The 15,917-nt window shown below is 49.2% G+C and carries 14 protein-coding genes; 5 read left to right on the plus strand and 9 right to left on the minus strand.

Annotated features, from left to right (window positions below; all coding sequences use genetic code 11):
- Positions 1-79: 79 nt before the first annotated feature.
- A complete protein-coding gene (locus ACLHV9_RS12180; RefSeq protein ID WP_049005520.1) occupies positions 80-664 on the minus strand; it encodes an NUDIX domain-containing protein in 585 nt (194 codons plus the stop codon).
- An 85-nt stretch (positions 665-749) separates the two neighbouring features.
- Between ACLHV9_RS12180 and ACLHV9_RS12185 the strand changes: the two genes are divergently transcribed.
- The 3 genes from ACLHV9_RS12185 (at position 750) to ACLHV9_RS12195 (ending at position 4,043) form a co-directional block, all read left to right on the plus strand.
- Entirely contained in the window at positions 750-1,502 is a 753-nt protein-coding gene (locus ACLHV9_RS12185) for a DeoR/GlpR family DNA-binding transcription regulator (protein WP_407220550.1), read from the plus strand.
- Between the two features lie 89 nt (positions 1,503-1,591).
- A complete protein-coding gene (locus tag ACLHV9_RS12190; protein ID WP_108089910.1) occupies positions 1,592-3,205 on the plus strand; it encodes a mechanosensitive ion channel family protein in 1,614 nt (537 codons plus the stop codon).
- Positions 3,206-3,410: 205 nt separating this feature from the next.
- Entirely contained in the window at positions 3,411-4,043 is a 633-nt protein-coding gene (locus tag ACLHV9_RS12195) for a DUF6904 family protein (RefSeq protein WP_001567369.1), read from the plus strand.
- 28 nt (positions 4,044-4,071) lie between these two features.
- On the opposite strand, the gene ACLHV9_RS12200 is transcribed toward ACLHV9_RS12195, so the two are convergent.
- Positions 4,072-5,475, minus strand: coding sequence for an ISNCY-like element ISKpn21 family transposase (locus ACLHV9_RS12200; RefSeq protein ID WP_001567368.1), 1,404 nt, complete (start codon positions 5,473-5,475; stop codon positions 4,072-4,074).
- Between the two features lie 492 nt (positions 5,476-5,967).
- Here ACLHV9_RS12200 and ACLHV9_RS12205 point away from each other — a divergent pair, with 492 nt between their 5' ends.
- The gene (locus ACLHV9_RS12205; RefSeq protein WP_108089909.1) at positions 5,968-6,303 is read left to right on the plus strand and encodes a copper-binding protein; all 336 of its coding nucleotides are present in this window, start codon (positions 5,968-5,970) and stop codon (positions 6,301-6,303) included.
- Positions 6,304-6,442: 139 nt separating this feature from the next.
- Here ACLHV9_RS12205 and ACLHV9_RS12210 read toward each other — a convergent pair whose 3' ends face one another.
- The 5 genes from ACLHV9_RS12210 to ACLHV9_RS12230 form a co-directional block, all read right to left on the minus strand.
- Complete coding sequence (locus ACLHV9_RS12210; RefSeq protein WP_028018978.1) at positions 6,443-7,534, minus strand: HBL/NHE enterotoxin family protein; 1,092 nt, start codon at positions 7,532-7,534, stop codon at positions 6,443-6,445.
- Positions 7,535-7,569: 35 nt separating this feature from the next.
- On the minus strand, positions 7,570-8,457 hold the full coding sequence (locus tag ACLHV9_RS12215; RefSeq protein ID WP_108089908.1) for an HBL/NHE enterotoxin family protein: 888 nt from the start codon (positions 8,455-8,457) through the stop codon (positions 7,570-7,572).
- A 111-nt stretch (positions 8,458-8,568) separates the two neighbouring features.
- Positions 8,569-9,711, minus strand: a complete 1,143-nt coding sequence (locus ACLHV9_RS12220; RefSeq protein ID WP_028018976.1) for an HBL/NHE enterotoxin family protein — start codon at positions 9,709-9,711, stop codon at positions 8,569-8,571.
- A gap of 156 nt (positions 9,712-9,867) precedes the next feature.
- Entirely contained in the window at positions 9,868-10,137 is a 270-nt protein-coding gene (locus ACLHV9_RS12225; RefSeq protein WP_024908520.1) for a hypothetical protein, read from the minus strand.
- A gap of 465 nt (positions 10,138-10,602) precedes the next feature.
- On the minus strand, positions 10,603-10,800 hold the full coding sequence (locus ACLHV9_RS12230; RefSeq protein WP_108089907.1) for a hypothetical protein: 198 nt from the start codon (positions 10,798-10,800) through the stop codon (positions 10,603-10,605).
- A 95-nt stretch (positions 10,801-10,895) separates the two neighbouring features.
- Here ACLHV9_RS12230 and ACLHV9_RS12235 point away from each other — a divergent pair, with 95 nt between their 5' ends.
- A complete protein-coding gene (locus ACLHV9_RS12235; protein ID WP_407220551.1) occupies positions 10,896-11,465 on the plus strand; it encodes a hypothetical protein in 570 nt (189 codons plus the stop codon).
- A gap of 42 nt (positions 11,466-11,507) precedes the next feature.
- Here the strand turns inward: ACLHV9_RS12235 and silA are convergent, their stop codons facing one another.
- Positions 11,508-14,648, minus strand: a complete 3,141-nt coding sequence (gene silA, locus ACLHV9_RS12240; protein ID WP_108089906.1) for a Cu(+)/Ag(+) efflux RND transporter permease subunit SilA — start codon at positions 14,646-14,648, stop codon at positions 11,508-11,510.
- Positions 14,649-14,658: 10 nt separating this feature from the next.
- Entirely contained in the window at positions 14,659-15,909 is a 1,251-nt protein-coding gene (locus ACLHV9_RS12245; RefSeq protein WP_108089905.1) for an efflux RND transporter periplasmic adaptor subunit, read from the minus strand.
- Between the last annotated feature and the right edge of the window lie 8 nt (positions 15,910-15,917).

Below are 15,917 nucleotides of genomic sequence, written 5' to 3' on the forward strand. Positions count from 1 at the left end.
AGATCTCCGTTTTGCCTTTTTTTGCAAGAATAGCACAGGCAGACACCTGCACAGTGGCAGGTGTCATGACTCAGGCAAATTACAAAATGCCTTTCAGTGCAACATGGTAAAGCAGCATGATGGTTTTCCCGTCGACAATCTTACCCGTTTCAATGCCCTGTAATGCTTCTTCCAGCGTCATTTCGAGTACATCGATATCTTCGCCCTCAGCCTTGATCCCACCGCCTGAGCTGGTTTTGTCTTTCGGATGGTACTCGGCAAGGTAAAAATAGAGTTTTTCCGTGACGGATCCCGGGCTCATATACGCTTCAAAGATTTTCTGCACGCATGAAACGCTAAACCCGGTTTCTTCTTCCGCTTCTGCTTTAATGCGGCTCTCTGGATCCATGTTATCGAGCAACCCGGCAGCAGCTTCGATCAAATCGTCCTCATGGCCGTTGATAAATACAGGAAAACGGAACTGGCGGGTCAGGATCACCGTCTTTTTCTCACGGTTGTAGAGCAGGATTGTCGCGCCGTTACCCCGGTCATAAACTTCACGGTTTTGCCGCTGCCATTCGCCATCACGGCGCTGCAGGTCAAAGGTATATTTTTTAAGGACATACCAGTTATTTGACAGCGTTTCACTGTCAATAATGCGTACATCTGCACGTTTTGATTGCACGATTGTTCCTCCTTACGTAGATTAATCATCATAACCAGCATTATCGTGCAACTTCAAGATTAAACATGCAACACCAGGAATCCTAATGCTCACCAGTCAGCGAAAACAATTTATTATTGAAAAGCTCGAAGCCGAAGGGCAGGTTCAGTCGAAAGCACTCAGCATTCTCTTCGATGTCTCTGAAGACACTATACGGCGCGATCTACGTGATCTGGCGGCAGAAGGGCGTTTACAGCGCGTTCACGGTGGCGCGCTACCGTCATCTTCCGCTATTGCTCCGTTCGCAGAGCGTCAATTCGTTAAGATGGATGCGAAAAAAAAGGTGGCTCAAAAAGGTGCACAGCTCATCTCTTCGGGTCAGGTGGTGATCGTTGACGGTGGAACAACGACCGCCGAACTGATTACTTTTTTACCTCCTGACTTGCACATCACCGTGGTAACGCACAGCCCGAGTATCGCTCTGGGACTGGTTAATCATCCTTCTGTCGAGGTGATTCTGATTGGTGGCCGCCTGTATAAACACTCTATTGTTGCGGTCGGCGCGGGTGCCATTGAAGGTATCGAAAATATTCACGCAGATCTATTCTTTATGGGAGTGACCGGCATCCACCCTGAGGCGGGACTGACGACCGGTGATTTTGAAGAAGCGTGCATCAAACGTGCATTTTCCGGCAGAGCCGCCGAGACGGTTGTCCTGGCCTCACCGGAAAAAATAAACACCGCGTCATCGTTTGTGATTGGCGATGTGTCTCTGGCGAATACCATCGTTATCGATGGCAACACCGATGAGGACTGGATCCGTGCGATATCGGAAAAAGGGGTATCTATCATTGCGTAAGTGAAGGGCTGGTCTATGCTAAAAAAGCGATCGGCCTTGATTTGGCTTTTTGAAAAATAACGATAATTCTCGCGTTTTCGGTGGCGAATATGAACAGGATTGTGCTCGCGCTTTTAACGTGTTTTCTCTTCTCTGTGCTTGTGAATTCCCATGCGGCGGAACCTCGACAGGAGCCCACTGAAAAGGAGCGTGCCCGCACGGTCTATATTTTCCATCAACCGATCGTCATGCTACAGGCGAAATTCGGACTTACCACGCCAGAAGAACGGGTGTTACGCATCCGCAATACGCTACGAAATTTCACTGAAGCTGATGTTCGCGAACCGCTAAAGATTGTGTCAGTAAATCGTTATAACCAGCCGGGACGACTCATCGTGATGAACGGCAAACCGGTGATGCTACTGACAGCAGGCGATCTCGACGAGGGAGACGATCTTACGCTTGACCAGGCGGCGCAGCGCGTACTGGCGCGTATGGAAGCGCAACGCTCAGCCTTGAGCGATCAGTATAACAGCGGCTGGCTGGCGCTATCGGCGGTGAAGACCGTAGCGGGACTGCTGGCACTGGTGCTGTTCTGGTACGGCACATACCGTTCATGGCGCTGGATCAAACGTGTTTATCGCCGGCGTATTTTTGAGAATCGAAGCTGGATACCCCAGCGCTGGCGACGGTTTATCGGTGCTATCGAAACGCGCCTGTATGCGTTGTTGATGATTTTACTGGGAATTGTCGCACTCTATGTCTGGCTGAGTTGGACCTTCAGCCTGTTCCCCTGGACGCGCGTCTGGGGAGAGTCTCTGGGAGAGTGGTCCGTACGCGTGGTACGCGATATCGCGCTGTCTATTGTCTCAACCTTACCGGGCCTGTTGATTGTTCTGATCATCTTCCTTATTACCGCCTTCATTTTGAAGTTGTTAAAGATGGTACTCAATCAGGTGGAAGCAGGGCGTTTGCAACTGCCCGGTATCCATCCTGAAACGGTTGGTGCAACCCGCAAGCTGATTTCAGTCGTGGTGTGGCTCTTTGCGCTTTCGGCAGCTTATCCTTTTTTGCCCGGGGCCAATTCACTGGCTTTTAAAGGCATCAGTGTTTTCTTTGGCCTGATGCTCACGCTAGGCTCTGCCGGGGTGATGAACCATGCAATGAGTGGTCTGGTTTTGATTTACTCGCGTGCTCTCCGAAAAGGAGACATGATTCGGGTGGCAGATAACGAGGGGCTGGTAAGTGAAATTGGTATGCTTGCAACCAAAATTATAACCCGTGAAAACTACGTGGTTACCGTGCCGAACGCTGTCGTGGTAAGCGGTAAAATTACCAATTTGAGTGCGCAAAGTACAAACGGTGGCGTTAACCTGACTGTCGGCGTCACCATTGGTTACGACACGCCATGGCGTCAGGTGCATGCAATGTTGGAGCTGGCGGCCAAACGTGCCAAAGGAATCGATCTTTCACAGCCACCGTTGGTGCGACAGTTGAGTCTGATGGATTGGTACATTGCTTATGAATTACAGGTACGACTGCTGCCGGATGTGTCACTGGCAGATGGCCGTAACGAACTGCATAGCAATATTCAGGACGTCTTCAATGAATTTAACGTGCAGATCATGTCTCCGAACTTTGTATTGCAACCGGAAAACAGTGTGATGGTGCCAAAAGAGAACTGGTATAGCGCACCAGCGACGCCACCTGAAAACGGAAAATGATGAACAGCGTCTGTAAGGTACCTTTCAGTGGGCTCAATGACCAGGGCAATGACAACAGATAATGTGTAGATTTCCCATGGATTCATATTTGTCAAGGCTCAATTGAAATGTCCGTTATCCAGCTCAATTAAAATGACCACTTTGATCTCTCATTCTCTTTACTGATAGACTTTCCTCCGACTGAAACAACAGGATGATTGAGCCCATGCTTCGATACGAGTTAACGCCGAACAATGCAGGTTTTATACTGTGGGGAGATTCAGAAGCCCTGAATGAATTACATGAACTCATTCATTACATCGTGGATGAAAGCCCACTGATTAAAGTTAAAGACGGATTTATGTTATCCCTTGCCTATGATATTCGTAAAGCACGGGAAGGTAATCGTCGTGTTGAGCAACATCAGTATGATCAACATGATACATATAAGCTTTATGGTGTTGAGCTTTTATGGCCTCTGGTCCTGGTACAGTCCTCAATACTCAGAAACTCAATGGGTTATATTCAGACAGACAAAAACCAGCTGTCTGTCATGTATGCCTTTGAATACCTGATAGAATCAGCATTAACAGAGTCTGAGAGAACAACGTCGAATGATATTATGCTAACAGTAAAATATGCATCAGACTCTGATTTTAATTTCATTGAGGATAATATTGACAGCAGGTGCTGCTATTTTATCAGCCTATCTCCGGAGCAAAGAAAAAAGCAGTTAATCAGTATTGTTCGTTCTTTTCATTCATTATGGGGTAAGTATGCCCGTGAAAAGCAGGACATAAAGATGCTGAACGAAATGAATAATACATCATGGGTCTGGCCGGACAATATCAACTGGTGAGCAACCACTGTCCGGCCAGTGAGTACCATCAGCGGGCTCTTTTACCAAAAATGTCCTCTGAACGTGACTGAAGCTGTTTGAGTGCTTCGAGCATGTCATCATTATCCAGTGAGCGCTGGGATTTCTTCCCTTCCTGCTTTGGCCGTCGTCGGGAAGGGCCATCTCCAGCGGGAATTGACTGAGAGCGCGTGTTATCCCGCTTGCTCTGCACCAGACTGATAAACTCCAGGGTTCGGCCAAGACGCTTGTTATCGACAATCGCGCCCTGGTCGATTTCTGACAGTCGGTCGTAGGTAGAGTAGGGAAGTAGCGTACCGTTCAGGCGCAGCTCTTTTCTGCCATCAGGATAGTGATACACATCGATATATTTACCTATTGCACGGCGACTCAGTTCGCTGTCTTCAATCAGGTACAACATTTTATCATATTGTATCGTCAACGATTTTGAGACTTTACGTTTTTCACGAACAGTGAAAATAAGCCCCAGGTCCTCATCATGTTCTACAGCACGGTGTACGTCAAAATCATGTCGCGGTACTTTGCCAAAACGGCGGTTATAGTCAGCCATATAGGCCTCAGCGAAGTCATTTGCAGCCTCCATTGAACAAATGCCCTGTAACCGCAGCTCTTTGACCAGACGATCCTGTAAAGTGAGGTGAGCTCGTTCTACACGCCCTTTGGCGGGACTGGTTTCTGCACAGATAGTCTGGATGTTCAGTTCATGCATGGCTCGCCCAAACTGAGTATGCCCGTCTCCGCCTGTGGCGTGTTTATTGTTAACACGAAAAACACCGGCTTTATCGCTGTACAGTGCCAGCGGTTTACCATGCTTATCGATATAGCGCCGCGTGGCTTCGAAGTAAGAAAACGTGGACTCCGATTTAACAAACAACAGTTCCATCAGTTTGCTGGTTGCATCATCAACATAGACCAGCGCGGTGCAGGCCGGGCCACGGCCTTCAAACCAGTCGTGATCACAGCCATCTATTTGTATCAGCTCACCAGTACACGGACGCCGGTACCGTGGTTGAGGGATCCTTGCGGCACGTTGTTTACGGGGAACCCATAAGCCAGCCCGCACCATGATGCGCCGGACAGTTTCTTTGCCAAGAAACAGTCCGTGGAGTTCTTCGAGCTTTTCACGCGCCAGAGTCGGACCGAAATCAGCATAACGCGTCTTGATCAGTTCCAGAGCCTGATCTGCGAGCCCGGGTGGCAACTGGCGGTTACCACGCATGCCACATCGTCTGCTGGCCATACCAAGCGGTCCGCCTTCACGGTAACGGGCAAGAAGTCTGCGGCATTGCCTGTCGCTGATACCGAGGTGCTCGGCCGCACGGCGCGTTGTGATGCGACGTTCAATGACGTCCTGTATAATCTTGATCCGGTTGATCTCTTTCAAAGTAAACACTCCTGAGCTTTCTGCGCTCATGATATGCCTCCCGGTAGTTTAAACGGACCAGTGAAGCTTACCATAGCGCGGACATCTGAATTGAGCCACAGGCGGACATTACTATTGAGCCATTACACATATTGGTGCGCATAATGTATATTATGTTAAATGCAGTCTGCCGTTCATACAGACTACGATTAATCATAAACTTACCTATCCCCCCAACTACCTGATTTTTCCTGGCGAACATTTTCATATTCACCTCTGTATATTATCGATGTAAACCCTGACATTCATGACAAAGATGTCATTAGCATGTCATGCAGCAAACAGAAGCCATTCGATATAATTAGTGCAACTTATCAGAAAGGCTGAATCACTTCATCAATACTCGGCGTCAGAGTATGCCAGGAAATGAATATCCAGCCCTCTCCCGGATAAATAAACACTGCCGAACCTGTTTCAGTTATGGAACTGAAAATATCGGTTGTACTTCCCCGGACATCACTAATTCAGAAATGGAGAGTTATCATGAAAAATATCGTATTAACATCTTTGCTGGGCTTTGGTTTAATTTCTTCGGCCTGGGCCACTGAAACCGTGGATATCCATGAGCGCGTCAACAATGCGCAAGCTCCTGCTCACCAGATGCAGTCTGCCGCGGCTCCTGTCAGGATCCAGGGTGTGGAAAGTCATCAGAAGATGATGGGAAATAACACTGTATCCATGACCGTCTCGTCAACGTCTTACGCAGCGATGGATGAGCATGAAAGAGCAGCGGTTGCCCATGAATTCATGAATAACGGTCAGTCCGGCCCACATGAGGCCATGGCCGAAGCGCACCGCCGCATGATCAATGCAGGCTGAATGCGATTGCATTCCCTGCTCTGTTTTGTACCACTCACCTTCAGCCAACAGCGCTGACGGTGTACCGCCTTCGGACGGAAACAAGCCTGTCTGCCCGGCGGTTACCGGGCAGCAGCAGCCAAATATTAATCTTCGCTTGTCATGCACTCGACTTCAGTTCATTTGCGGGAACAGTATTGAAAGGCAGCGGCCCTAACTGCATCACGCTTCCCGCCTGTTCACCTAGCTGTTGCCACTGGCGTTTCATCGCACTCAGCCTCAGTGCCAGATACCCCTTTGAACTCTGCTGCAGGTTGGTCAGCGTTTGCTGGTAGCTATCAGCAACGGTCTGCCATCCGTTGACCAGCAGCTTAGCGGAATCAATGGCAGACTGAGAAAGTCTTTCACTGGCCGTCAACTGGTTATAAACCGTGTCAAAAACAGCCACCTCCAGTTCAAGCCCGACGAGATTGGTCAACGTTGTGCTGTACTCTTTTTGCGCTTTGACGATATCGGCAGAGCTTATGGTCATCGCCAGCGTTCCGCCTGCGACCAGGGTAATACCCGCAGCCAGAAGCGTTTGCGTTGCCCCACCGGTTTCGATAATTGTTGTGGCCGCAATGACAATCATGCCGATCCCTATAATGTCGCTCACCGCTCCCGCCGAAATCTGCACAATATCTGCATCCATCTGTTTATTCAGATCGTTTAGCTTCTGCCGGAGTGCCGATATTTCCCCTTTATCACCGGTAATTTGCGTCTGCACGGTTTCTTTAGCCGCTTTAAATGTGCTCTGACTGCTGTTGATCCCATTCACATAAACCTGGACGTTATCGACAAACACTCCCGTGGAAGTGACGTTTTTCTGAGCAAGAGAAAGCAACTGTTGGATACCCTGCTGGATATAATGAAGCTGGCTTTTATCCCCCATGTCATATTTTTGTGCCGCCGGAAGAAGTGCATCGACGTAAGCCCCCACCTGATTCGAAAAATTACGAACATTTACCAGCGAAGAGATGGCCGCCGGATTAATCGAAGATAACCATTCCTGCGCCTGATCGCGCGCAATAGCCTGCTGTGCAGGAAGATCGGGTAAAATATCTAAATGAATATTGGGTTGACATAATACAGTGCTCGCATAAGTCTGTTGAGCAATCGATGAAGCACCGATGCCCTGAATACCTGTCATTAAGGCATTGGTTGATGATGATTCAGTATCATTTTTCGCAGCTGCAATGGCTTGCATGATCATAATGAAAACCTCAAAGTCGTTAATTGGTTTTTGGCTTACTGCAATTGCTCAACGGTGCGCATCACTTCCCGCCAGTTCGCCTGTACGGTATTAACGGAGACTATAAGAAAATCCGCAGTCACCTGTTGTTGGGTGACCTCCGACAGGTCGGCCGTCACGGTTTGCCAACCATATTGAAGAGATTGTGTCAGGCCACACAAAATAGCGGTTCCTTTGGTCAATGCGTTCAATGCATCACTGGTGGCGCCGAGTTGTCCTATTTCCTGATAAAGCATCCCCGTTTCCTGTTGCGCCTGAGCAATCGCCTGCTCCGTGCTTTGCACATAGCCTGTTAATTCCATAATCGCGGCGCCAATCCCAAAAGTAAAAATGCCGATGATAATTTCCATCCTCTTTTTACTTTCAAGCTCAGCTTTCAGCGCATTCAGCTGAGCGTTAAGAGCCTCTAACCTTGCCCGATCGGCAGCTAATAACTGTTGCGCCCTTTGCTGATCGGCTAGCAAGTTCCTTGAGTCCGTCGTAATGTCATTATTAAAGGAAATAACAACCTCATTGAAATCATTCAGAGATGCAGATAGCGGCGTGCTGTCGGAGAGTAATTGCTTAATCTGCCCCTGAGCTTTTGTGAGATATTCCTGTCCGTCAGGCCCATTTAATTCAGAACGGATGTTGGCAACCGTAGAATCCAGCTCGTCTCCAAACTTGATAACCTCGGAATACAACGAATCCATTCTCACCACAATGTCAGACAGATAATAATTCGCATGATTGTGGACGGAGAGGATATTTCCATTCAGATCGGGGATCTGCGGATCGTTAATGGGCGGAAGCTGTTCTAATTGTTGTGCGACCTGCGTCATCTGTTGACGCACATTTTGTTGAGCCGTTAATGCCTGAGTAAAGCTGACTTTCAATGCTGGCATACTCTGAACCTTAGACACGGGTCACTTATTGGCATCATCGTGAAACGATGCGTCCGGTTTATCTGTTAAAACAATCAGACCCTCACGGGCCTGATTGATGATTAATAAACGCTATGCAGCAGCCAGCCGTGCAAACGTCGCCGTTGGGTTAGGCAGCAGGATCCCACTGCTGGTGACCGAGGCGTTGCTGACCGGTAAAGAACCATAATCCAATAGCTTACGGGCATGATTGCCAACATCATCCCAGTCCGCTTTCGCCGCATTGAGTTGCGCGATCAGGAAATAGCCTAAATCAGGGGTCGCGCTGGTCAGCGCCGACTGGAAGACAATAAAGTCCTGTTCAAGCGTCTGCCAACCTGCCAGTAAAGAACCCGCGGCCTGAACCGCAGCGGATGCCTGGCCCGAAAGATTCTGAACAATCGTATTCACGTTTTTGGTGGCAGAATACTGTTGTTGTAGTTTTGTTTTGGTTGTAATGGCCGTGCTGAGCGCGCTGGTTTGCTTGGCATAGTCAACTCCCCCGGCAATGGCAACACCAGCACCGGCCCCGACGACCACCAATCCACCGACAATCAGTGCGGTACTGACACCTGCGGTCGCAATTTCCGCCAGTGCCCCCACGGCAATCATTAATCCTCCTACCACTGCAGCGGTTGAACCCGCTGCAATCATAGTCAAGTCTTTACTCATGGCGGAATTAATAGCGTCGATCTGTTTCCCCAGTGCGGCAATTTGTCCGTCTTTACCGGCTAATGCCGCTTCTGCCGTAGTAAAATCACTGGCGAAATTGCGGGCATCTTCGGCAAGCGTGGTCTGGAAACCGCCCACTGAATTAACCACGTTATGCGTAGCGGTTTGTTTTTGAGCGACCAACGCCTGAAGTTGCTGAACACCCAGTTTAAAAGTATTAATTGATGCTGTGTCCGAAGGGTTTTGCTGTATTTTTACCGCCAGCTTAACCAAAGGATCATAATAGGAATCAAAATTGTTAGAGAAGCTCACAATATCCGTATTGGTTGAGATCATTTGCGGCTGTATGACATCACGCCAGGATGTGGCATGGTCTCTGGCCTTTGCCTGATGTTCCGGTAGATCGGGTAATATATCCGGCAGGGAGAGATCGGCCTGCGTTAAAATGGTGCCGACATAGTTTTGAATGATCACGGCTGCTGTGGTAGAGGCATCAGCGCTCGCTTTCATGTTATTACTGTTAATCGATGGATTGGTGCCAGCCTGTAGAATATGATTTAGCATTATTAAATACCCTTTCAGTTACTAAGAACGGAGTGAACTCTTTGAACTCGGTTAAATATGAAACACCAAGTTAATAAAAATTACTTATTTAAGAAAAGACCGTCAAAGTCTGGAATGCTTTCCTAAATCACGCATTGACACAGTATTAATTAAAACTCAGATTCTGGTGATTCCGACAATATGTGGAGCACCCTGCAAAGGCTGGAAGATTTCAACAATAGATTCCCACACCACTAATGCAGGCGGAATTGAAGCAAGGCACTTGAAGCGATAATTTGTCCCGGCCACTAACTGCGTTGAGACGGCCTGCGGCTCATACGTTACACCAACAAATCCCGCCATGGCTTCTTTAAATACCTGCCAATCTTTTTCGGTCAACGTATGATAAGCCGTCCAGCCACCAACAATAGTCTCTTGATTCGACATGATATTTCCTCGATATTAGTCATCCTACTCATTTGGCTTTTCGGAGTTCGCCCCATCTATTTTGAAATGGTTTCTGGGATCCATTTATTTCCATACAGATTTGTCAATAAAGCCCCCGCCAGCTTCAATCTGGCAGAAGCTGCTTGTGATATATTTTATATTTTTTCCAGTGCAATAACTGGCAATCAGAACGTTCTTAAATATGGGTGGTGTAATCACTTCCCGCAACTGACTTTAATAATACGGAATTTCATTTTGCCGCACCATTAATTACATAGTGAAATACACCACTTAATGACGAAAACAAAGCATTAATAACAGATACAGCAAATTTAACCAGAGCAAAATCTCAAGTAGCTAATTATTATCAGAATAAATACCATCTCATTCAAAATTAGGCAAAAAAAATAGCTCTTGCTTTTAATTAACAATTAAGCAATCATTAATTGTTAATCTATTTATTAATCAAAACTTAATTGCAGAAATATTTTTATATTTTGATTTGTCGACATTTTTTGGGTTGAAATAAAAAAACGCAAAATCACCTGCGTTTTTTTCTTCATAAGCCAAGGTCCGGCAGCCCTCGCTGAACTGCAGCCAATGGAACAGGCGGTCCGATGCCTCTATCAGCAGGTTGTTAATGCAGGCGAAGCGCTTAGTCATCAACCCGTCAGGAATTGGATGATGACTTCCCTGCCCTTGACTGGCTACGTGCGGTTACGCCACTATTCTTACCTAACTAAACGCTGAGTATTCGAATGCTTAAAGTTTTAACCCGTCGCCTGCAACACTGTAACGAGGTGGCCGCTAGCATAAACAATGCCACCACGACACAGCTGCAGCAGCTCAAGACGCAGCTGGCCAAAGAAATGGGTAAATCCCCAGGACTACATACCATGGGCATTCCGGCGGCGATCAGTACTCTCGGGGTGATTATCAGTTTCGCTATTCCTCAGTTGTGGCTGGGGTATGGCGTAATCGCCGTACTCGGCCAGCCAGCCGAACGCGTATTCGTGTGGGTTGTGCTGATCGCCCTGCTGTTCGCCGGTATAAACGGCGTGACCATGTTTATGATTGGCAAAGGCAGTATGCGCGCTGTGCTTTTACATCTTACGCTGGCAGTAATAAGCCTGGTGATAACGGTAATCTATCTGCTGGCCGCGCTGAGCGGTAGCGCTTCTCCGGGCGTCAGTCTGACCGCAGTGCTAGTGAGCATTGTGATGTTACTGCTTACCGGCAGCTCTATTCTTTCCACCTCCTTTTATAAGATGCTGCTGTTTACTCTGCATAACAGTGCCTGGCGCAAACTTATCAGCCAGACGCGCTAAACATTCATCTCGTAAAAATCCCGCCACTAGAGCGGGATTGTTTTATGATTGTTTATGCCTGCGCAGCCAAATTAACTTATACGCCGCAGGAATAATAAACAGCGATAACAGCGGAGCCGTGATCATCCCCCCAATCATTGGTGCTGCTATCCGGCTCATCACTTCTGACCCCGCACCGGTTCCCCAGAGAATAGGCAGTAAACCTGCAATGATCACCGCAACGGTCATCGCCTTCGGTCGAACACGCAGTACGGCACCATGATAAAGCGCTTCATCGAGCCCCTCTGCGGTAAATGTTTCCCGATGAGATAACTCCGGATGCGCTTCAATGGCATGTCGCAGATACATCAGCATGACCACACCAAACTCGGCTGCAACCCCGGCAAGAGCGATAAACCCGGTGCCTGTTGCCACAGACATATGGAAGCCCTGCCAGTAGAGGAACCATATCCCCCCGACCAGGGCGAACGGCAGACTCATCAGGATCAATAAGGCTTCATCTACGCGACGGAATGCCAGGTACAGCAGAATGAAGATGATCATCACCGTCATCGGCACCATCAGCTTCAGTTTCTTGTTCGCGTGCTCGAGCAGTTCAAACTGTCCGGAGAATGACACGCTGGTACCTGGCCGCAGCTTCACGTTCTGACTGATGGCCGTCTTAATGTCATTTACCACCGATACCATATCCCTGCCCCGCGCATCGATGTAAATCCAGCTGGCGGGCCGGGCATTCTCCGTTTTAAGCATCGTGGGGCCGGACACGACCTTAATATCAGCCACATCTCCCAGCGTGATCTGCTGTTTCATCGGCGTAAGGATCGGCATCTGTTTCAGCGCATTTGGGCTGTTCCGGTAGTCCTGGGGATAGCGGATATTTATTGGATAGCGGGCGACACCTTCCACCGTTTCACCCACCGTCGCCCCGCCGATGGCCGAAGAGACGAACAGTTGCACATCGCCCACCGTCATCCCATAGCGGGAGGCTTTTTCCCGGTCGATGTCCACATCAATGTAGCGCCCCCCTTCCAGGCGTTCTGCCAGAGCAGAAACCACGCCCGGCACCGTTTTGGCTACTGCTTCAATGCTCTGCGCCGTGGCATCGATATCAGCCAGAACGGTACCCGACACCTTGATGCCAATGGGGCTTTTTATCCCGGTTGAGAGCATATCAATGCGGTTGCGGATAGGCGGGACCCAAAGATTTGCCAGGCCAGGCAAACGAACGGTTTTGTCCAGTTCGTCAATAATCTTGTCAATCGTCATGCCGGGCCGCCACTGATCTTCCGGTTTCAACTGTATCGTGGTTTCTACCATTTCGAGCGGTGCGGAATCCGTTGCCGTTTCGGCTTTACCGGTTTTGCCAAAAACAGAGGCGACTTCAGGAACGGTTTTGATGAGTTTATCCGTGGTCTGCAGGATCGCGGCGGCTTCAGCCGGCGAAACGCCTGGCAATGTTGACGGCATATACAGCAGGTCCCCCTCATTGATCTTCGGCAGAAACTCACCGCCAACCTGGCTCAGTGGCCAGATAACCGTGAAGATGGATAACGCCGCGACCAGCAGAGTGGTTTTCGGCCAGTGAAGCACCCTAATCAGTAGCGGATGATAGGCCTTAATCAACAACCGGTTCAGTGGATTACGGGTCTCAGCAGGGATCTTCCCGCGTATCCAGAACCCCATCAGGATAGGAATCACGATGATAGCCAACGCGGCCGCACCCGCCATGGAATAGGTTTTTGTAAACGCCAGCGGACCAAACAACCGCCCTTCCTGCCCTTCAAGAGTAAAAATGGGGATGAACGATAAGGTGATGATCAGCAGACTAATAAACAGCGCAGGGCCCACTTCTACGGAGGCATTAGTGATAACCTTCCAGCGCGTGGCGTTGTCAATCTGTTCCCCCGGATGCTGGTGATCCCACTCCTCCAGCCGTTTGTGCGCGTTTTCAATCATCACGATGGCCGCATCCACCATCGCGCCAACGGCAATAGCAATGCCTCCCAGCGACATGATATTGGCGTTTAGCCCCTGGAAGTGCATGACAATAAAGGCAATACACAGCCCAAGCGGCAGTGAGATAATCGCCACCAGCGCAGAGCGTACATGCCACAGAAACAGCGCACAGACGATGGCGACCACAATAAATTCTTCGAGGAGTTTAGAACTCAGGTTATCTATGGCCCGGTCAATTAACTGGCTGCGATCGTAAGTAGTCACAATTTCGACCCCTTCGGGCAAACTCGCCTTTAGCGTTTCCAGTTTATCTTTCACCGCCGTAATGACGTCGCGCGCATTTTTGCCCGAACGCAGGATCACGACGCCACCAGCGACCTCTCCCAGACCGTTAAACTCTGCTATCCCACGCCGCATTTCCGGGCCTGTTTGTACGCGGGCAACGTCACGCAGATAAACCGGGACCCCGTTTACACCGGTTTTCAGGACAATGTTATTGAAATCATCAATGGTCTGGAGATAACCGCTGGCGCGGACCATATACTCCGCCTCCGCGATTTCAACAGATGATCCCCCTGCTTCCTGATTAGACGATTCAAGCGCCTGCTTAACTTCCGGCAGGCTGATACCGTACTGGGCCAGTTTTAACGGGTTGACCTGAATCTGATACTGCTTAACCACACCGCCCACGGACGCGACTTCAGCCACGTTCGGGATGGTTTTGAGTTCAAATTTCAGAAACCAGTCCTGCAATGAGCGCAGTTCTGAAAGATCGTGCTGTCCACTGTGGTCAACCAGAGCATATTCAAATATCCAGCCCACGCCCGTGGCATCAGGGCCGATTTCAGAACTCACCCCCGCAGGCAGTTTGCCCTGAACCTGATTAAGGTATTCCAGAACGCGAGATCGGGCCCAGTACAGATCGGTACCATCTTCAAAAATAACATATACATACGAGTCGCCGAACTGAGAAAATCCGCGCACGGTTTTTGCGCCTGGCACCGACAACATGGTAGTCGTGAGCGGATACGTGACCTGATTTTCAACAATCTGCGGGGCCTGGCCGGGATAGCTGGTTTTAATAATCACCTGAACGTCAGACAGGTCGGGCAAGGCGTCGACCGGGGTATTGATGATGGTCCAGGTACCCCACACGCTGAGGAACAGCGCCCCCATCATCACCAGGAAACGGTTGGCGACTGACCGCCGGATAATCCATTCAATCATCATCGTCTCCTTAATGACCTGAATGCGTGTCGTCAGTTTTTTCAGCACGGCGCATACGTTCCAGCGCACCGGTAATATTGGCCTCGGAGTCAATCAGGAACAGACCACTGACCACCACCGAATCCCCTTCGTTCAGTCCAGTATCAATAGCGGACTGTTGCTGAGATTCGTGTAAAACGTGGATCTTTTTGGGCACAAAGCGGCCTTCGGCATCGACGGTAATCACACGCTGTTCTTTGCCGGTGTCTATCACGGCCTGGGATGGGATCAGCAGCATTTCCGGGCTTTGGGTATTCAGTTTCAGAAACGCATTCATGCCCGGCTTCAGGAGTTCATCCTTGTTTGATACCTGCAACCGCACCTGCAGGGTGCGGGTCGTTTGATCCACGCTGGGCAGAAGGTTCCATTTTTCGACCGGGAACGATTTATCCGGATAAGCGGGTACGGAAATATCAAACTGCGACGAGTTTTTCAGCAGATAAGCGATAGATTCAGGTACTGCAGCGCTGATCCAGACCGGATCCATCCCCTGAATTTGCGCGACCACTTTCTCTTTAGAAATATTCATACCGGTACGCAGGTCAAAAGCCGTGATCACCCCGTCAATCGGTGCCTTTATGGTAAACCGGGTCTGGATAGTCCGGGTTGCACGTAGCCTCTGAATGTCATCGTCCGGCATGCCGGCAAGCCGAAGCCGTTCCAGAACCCCCTTTATTTGCGTGGGTGTACCGCCGGTACCGGATAACAGCAGAAACTCACTCTGCGCCTCTACCCAGTCCGGTATGGTGATATCAATAAGTGGTGTCCCTTTCTTCACATGGTCGCCAATTGTCAGGGGGTACACTTTCTCAACAAAGCCTTCCGAGCGTGCCTGAACAATGACGAATTGATATTCGTTATAACTGACGTTAGCGGGGATCGTCTGGGAATAATTCAGTGCTCCACGGGTGACTTTTTGTGTTTTTAACCCCAGATTCTGGACCTGCGTCGGATCAATACGTATACCGGCACTGCTTTTTTCGTTATTTTCATCCGCATATTTCGGCACCAGGTCCATATCCATAAACGGCGATTTACCGGGCTTATCGAATTTAACGTCTGGTTTCATCGGGTCATACCAGAAAAGTACCTTTCTTTCAGCCGTGTTATTTTCTTTTTTTTCAGATGAATGAAGTGCCTGCCATGCCGTCACGGATATCACTCCTCCAATCAGGAGACTGCTGATAATCATGGCGGCATATTTTATTTTGAAAGAGGTCATGCCAATCC

The sequence above is a fragment of the Enterobacter sp. CPE_E890 genome, from assembly GCF_046521475.1.
Taxonomy (GTDB): Bacteria; Pseudomonadota; Gammaproteobacteria; order Enterobacterales; family Enterobacteriaceae; genus Enterobacter; species Enterobacter adelaidei.

Coding starts and splice junctions, on each gene's coding strand:
- ACLHV9_RS12190 (WP_108089910.1), top strand. CDS start 1,592: ATGAACAGGATTGTGCTCGCGCTTTTAACGTGTTTTCTCTTCTCTGTG.
- ACLHV9_RS12225 (WP_024908520.1), bottom strand. CDS start 10,137: ATGTCGAATCAAGAGACTATTGTTGGTGGCTGGACGGCTTATCATACG.
- ACLHV9_RS12230 (WP_108089907.1), bottom strand. CDS start 10,800: ATGACTAAGCGCTTCGCCTGCATTAACAACCTGCTGATAGAGGCATCG.
- ACLHV9_RS12235 (WP_407220551.1), top strand. CDS start 10,896: ATGCTTAAAGTTTTAACCCGTCGCCTGCAACACTGTAACGAGGTGGCC.
- ACLHV9_RS12200 (WP_001567368.1), bottom strand. CDS start 5,475: ATGAGCGCAGAAAGCTCAGGAGTGTTTACTTTGAAAGAGATCAACCGG.
- ACLHV9_RS12210 (WP_028018978.1), bottom strand. CDS start 7,534: ATGATCATGCAAGCCATTGCAGCTGCGAAAAATGATACTGAATCATCA.
- ACLHV9_RS12245 (WP_108089905.1), bottom strand. CDS start 15,909: ATGACCTCTTTCAAAATAAAATATGCCGCCATGATTATCAGCAGTCTC.
- ACLHV9_RS12195 (WP_001567369.1), top strand. CDS start 3,411: ATGCTTCGATACGAGTTAACGCCGAACAATGCAGGTTTTATACTGTGG.
- ACLHV9_RS12215 (WP_108089908.1), bottom strand. CDS start 8,457: ATGCCAGCATTGAAAGTCAGCTTTACTCAGGCATTAACGGCTCAACAA.
- ACLHV9_RS12205 (WP_108089909.1), top strand. CDS start 5,968: ATGAAAAATATCGTATTAACATCTTTGCTGGGCTTTGGTTTAATTTCT.
- ACLHV9_RS12185 (WP_407220550.1), top strand. CDS start 750: ATGCTCACCAGTCAGCGAAAACAATTTATTATTGAAAAGCTCGAAGCC.
- ACLHV9_RS12220 (WP_028018976.1), bottom strand. CDS start 9,711: ATGCTAAATCATATTCTACAGGCTGGCACCAATCCATCGATTAACAGT.
- silA (WP_108089906.1), bottom strand. CDS start 14,648: ATGATTGAATGGATTATCCGGCGGTCAGTCGCCAACCGTTTCCTGGTG.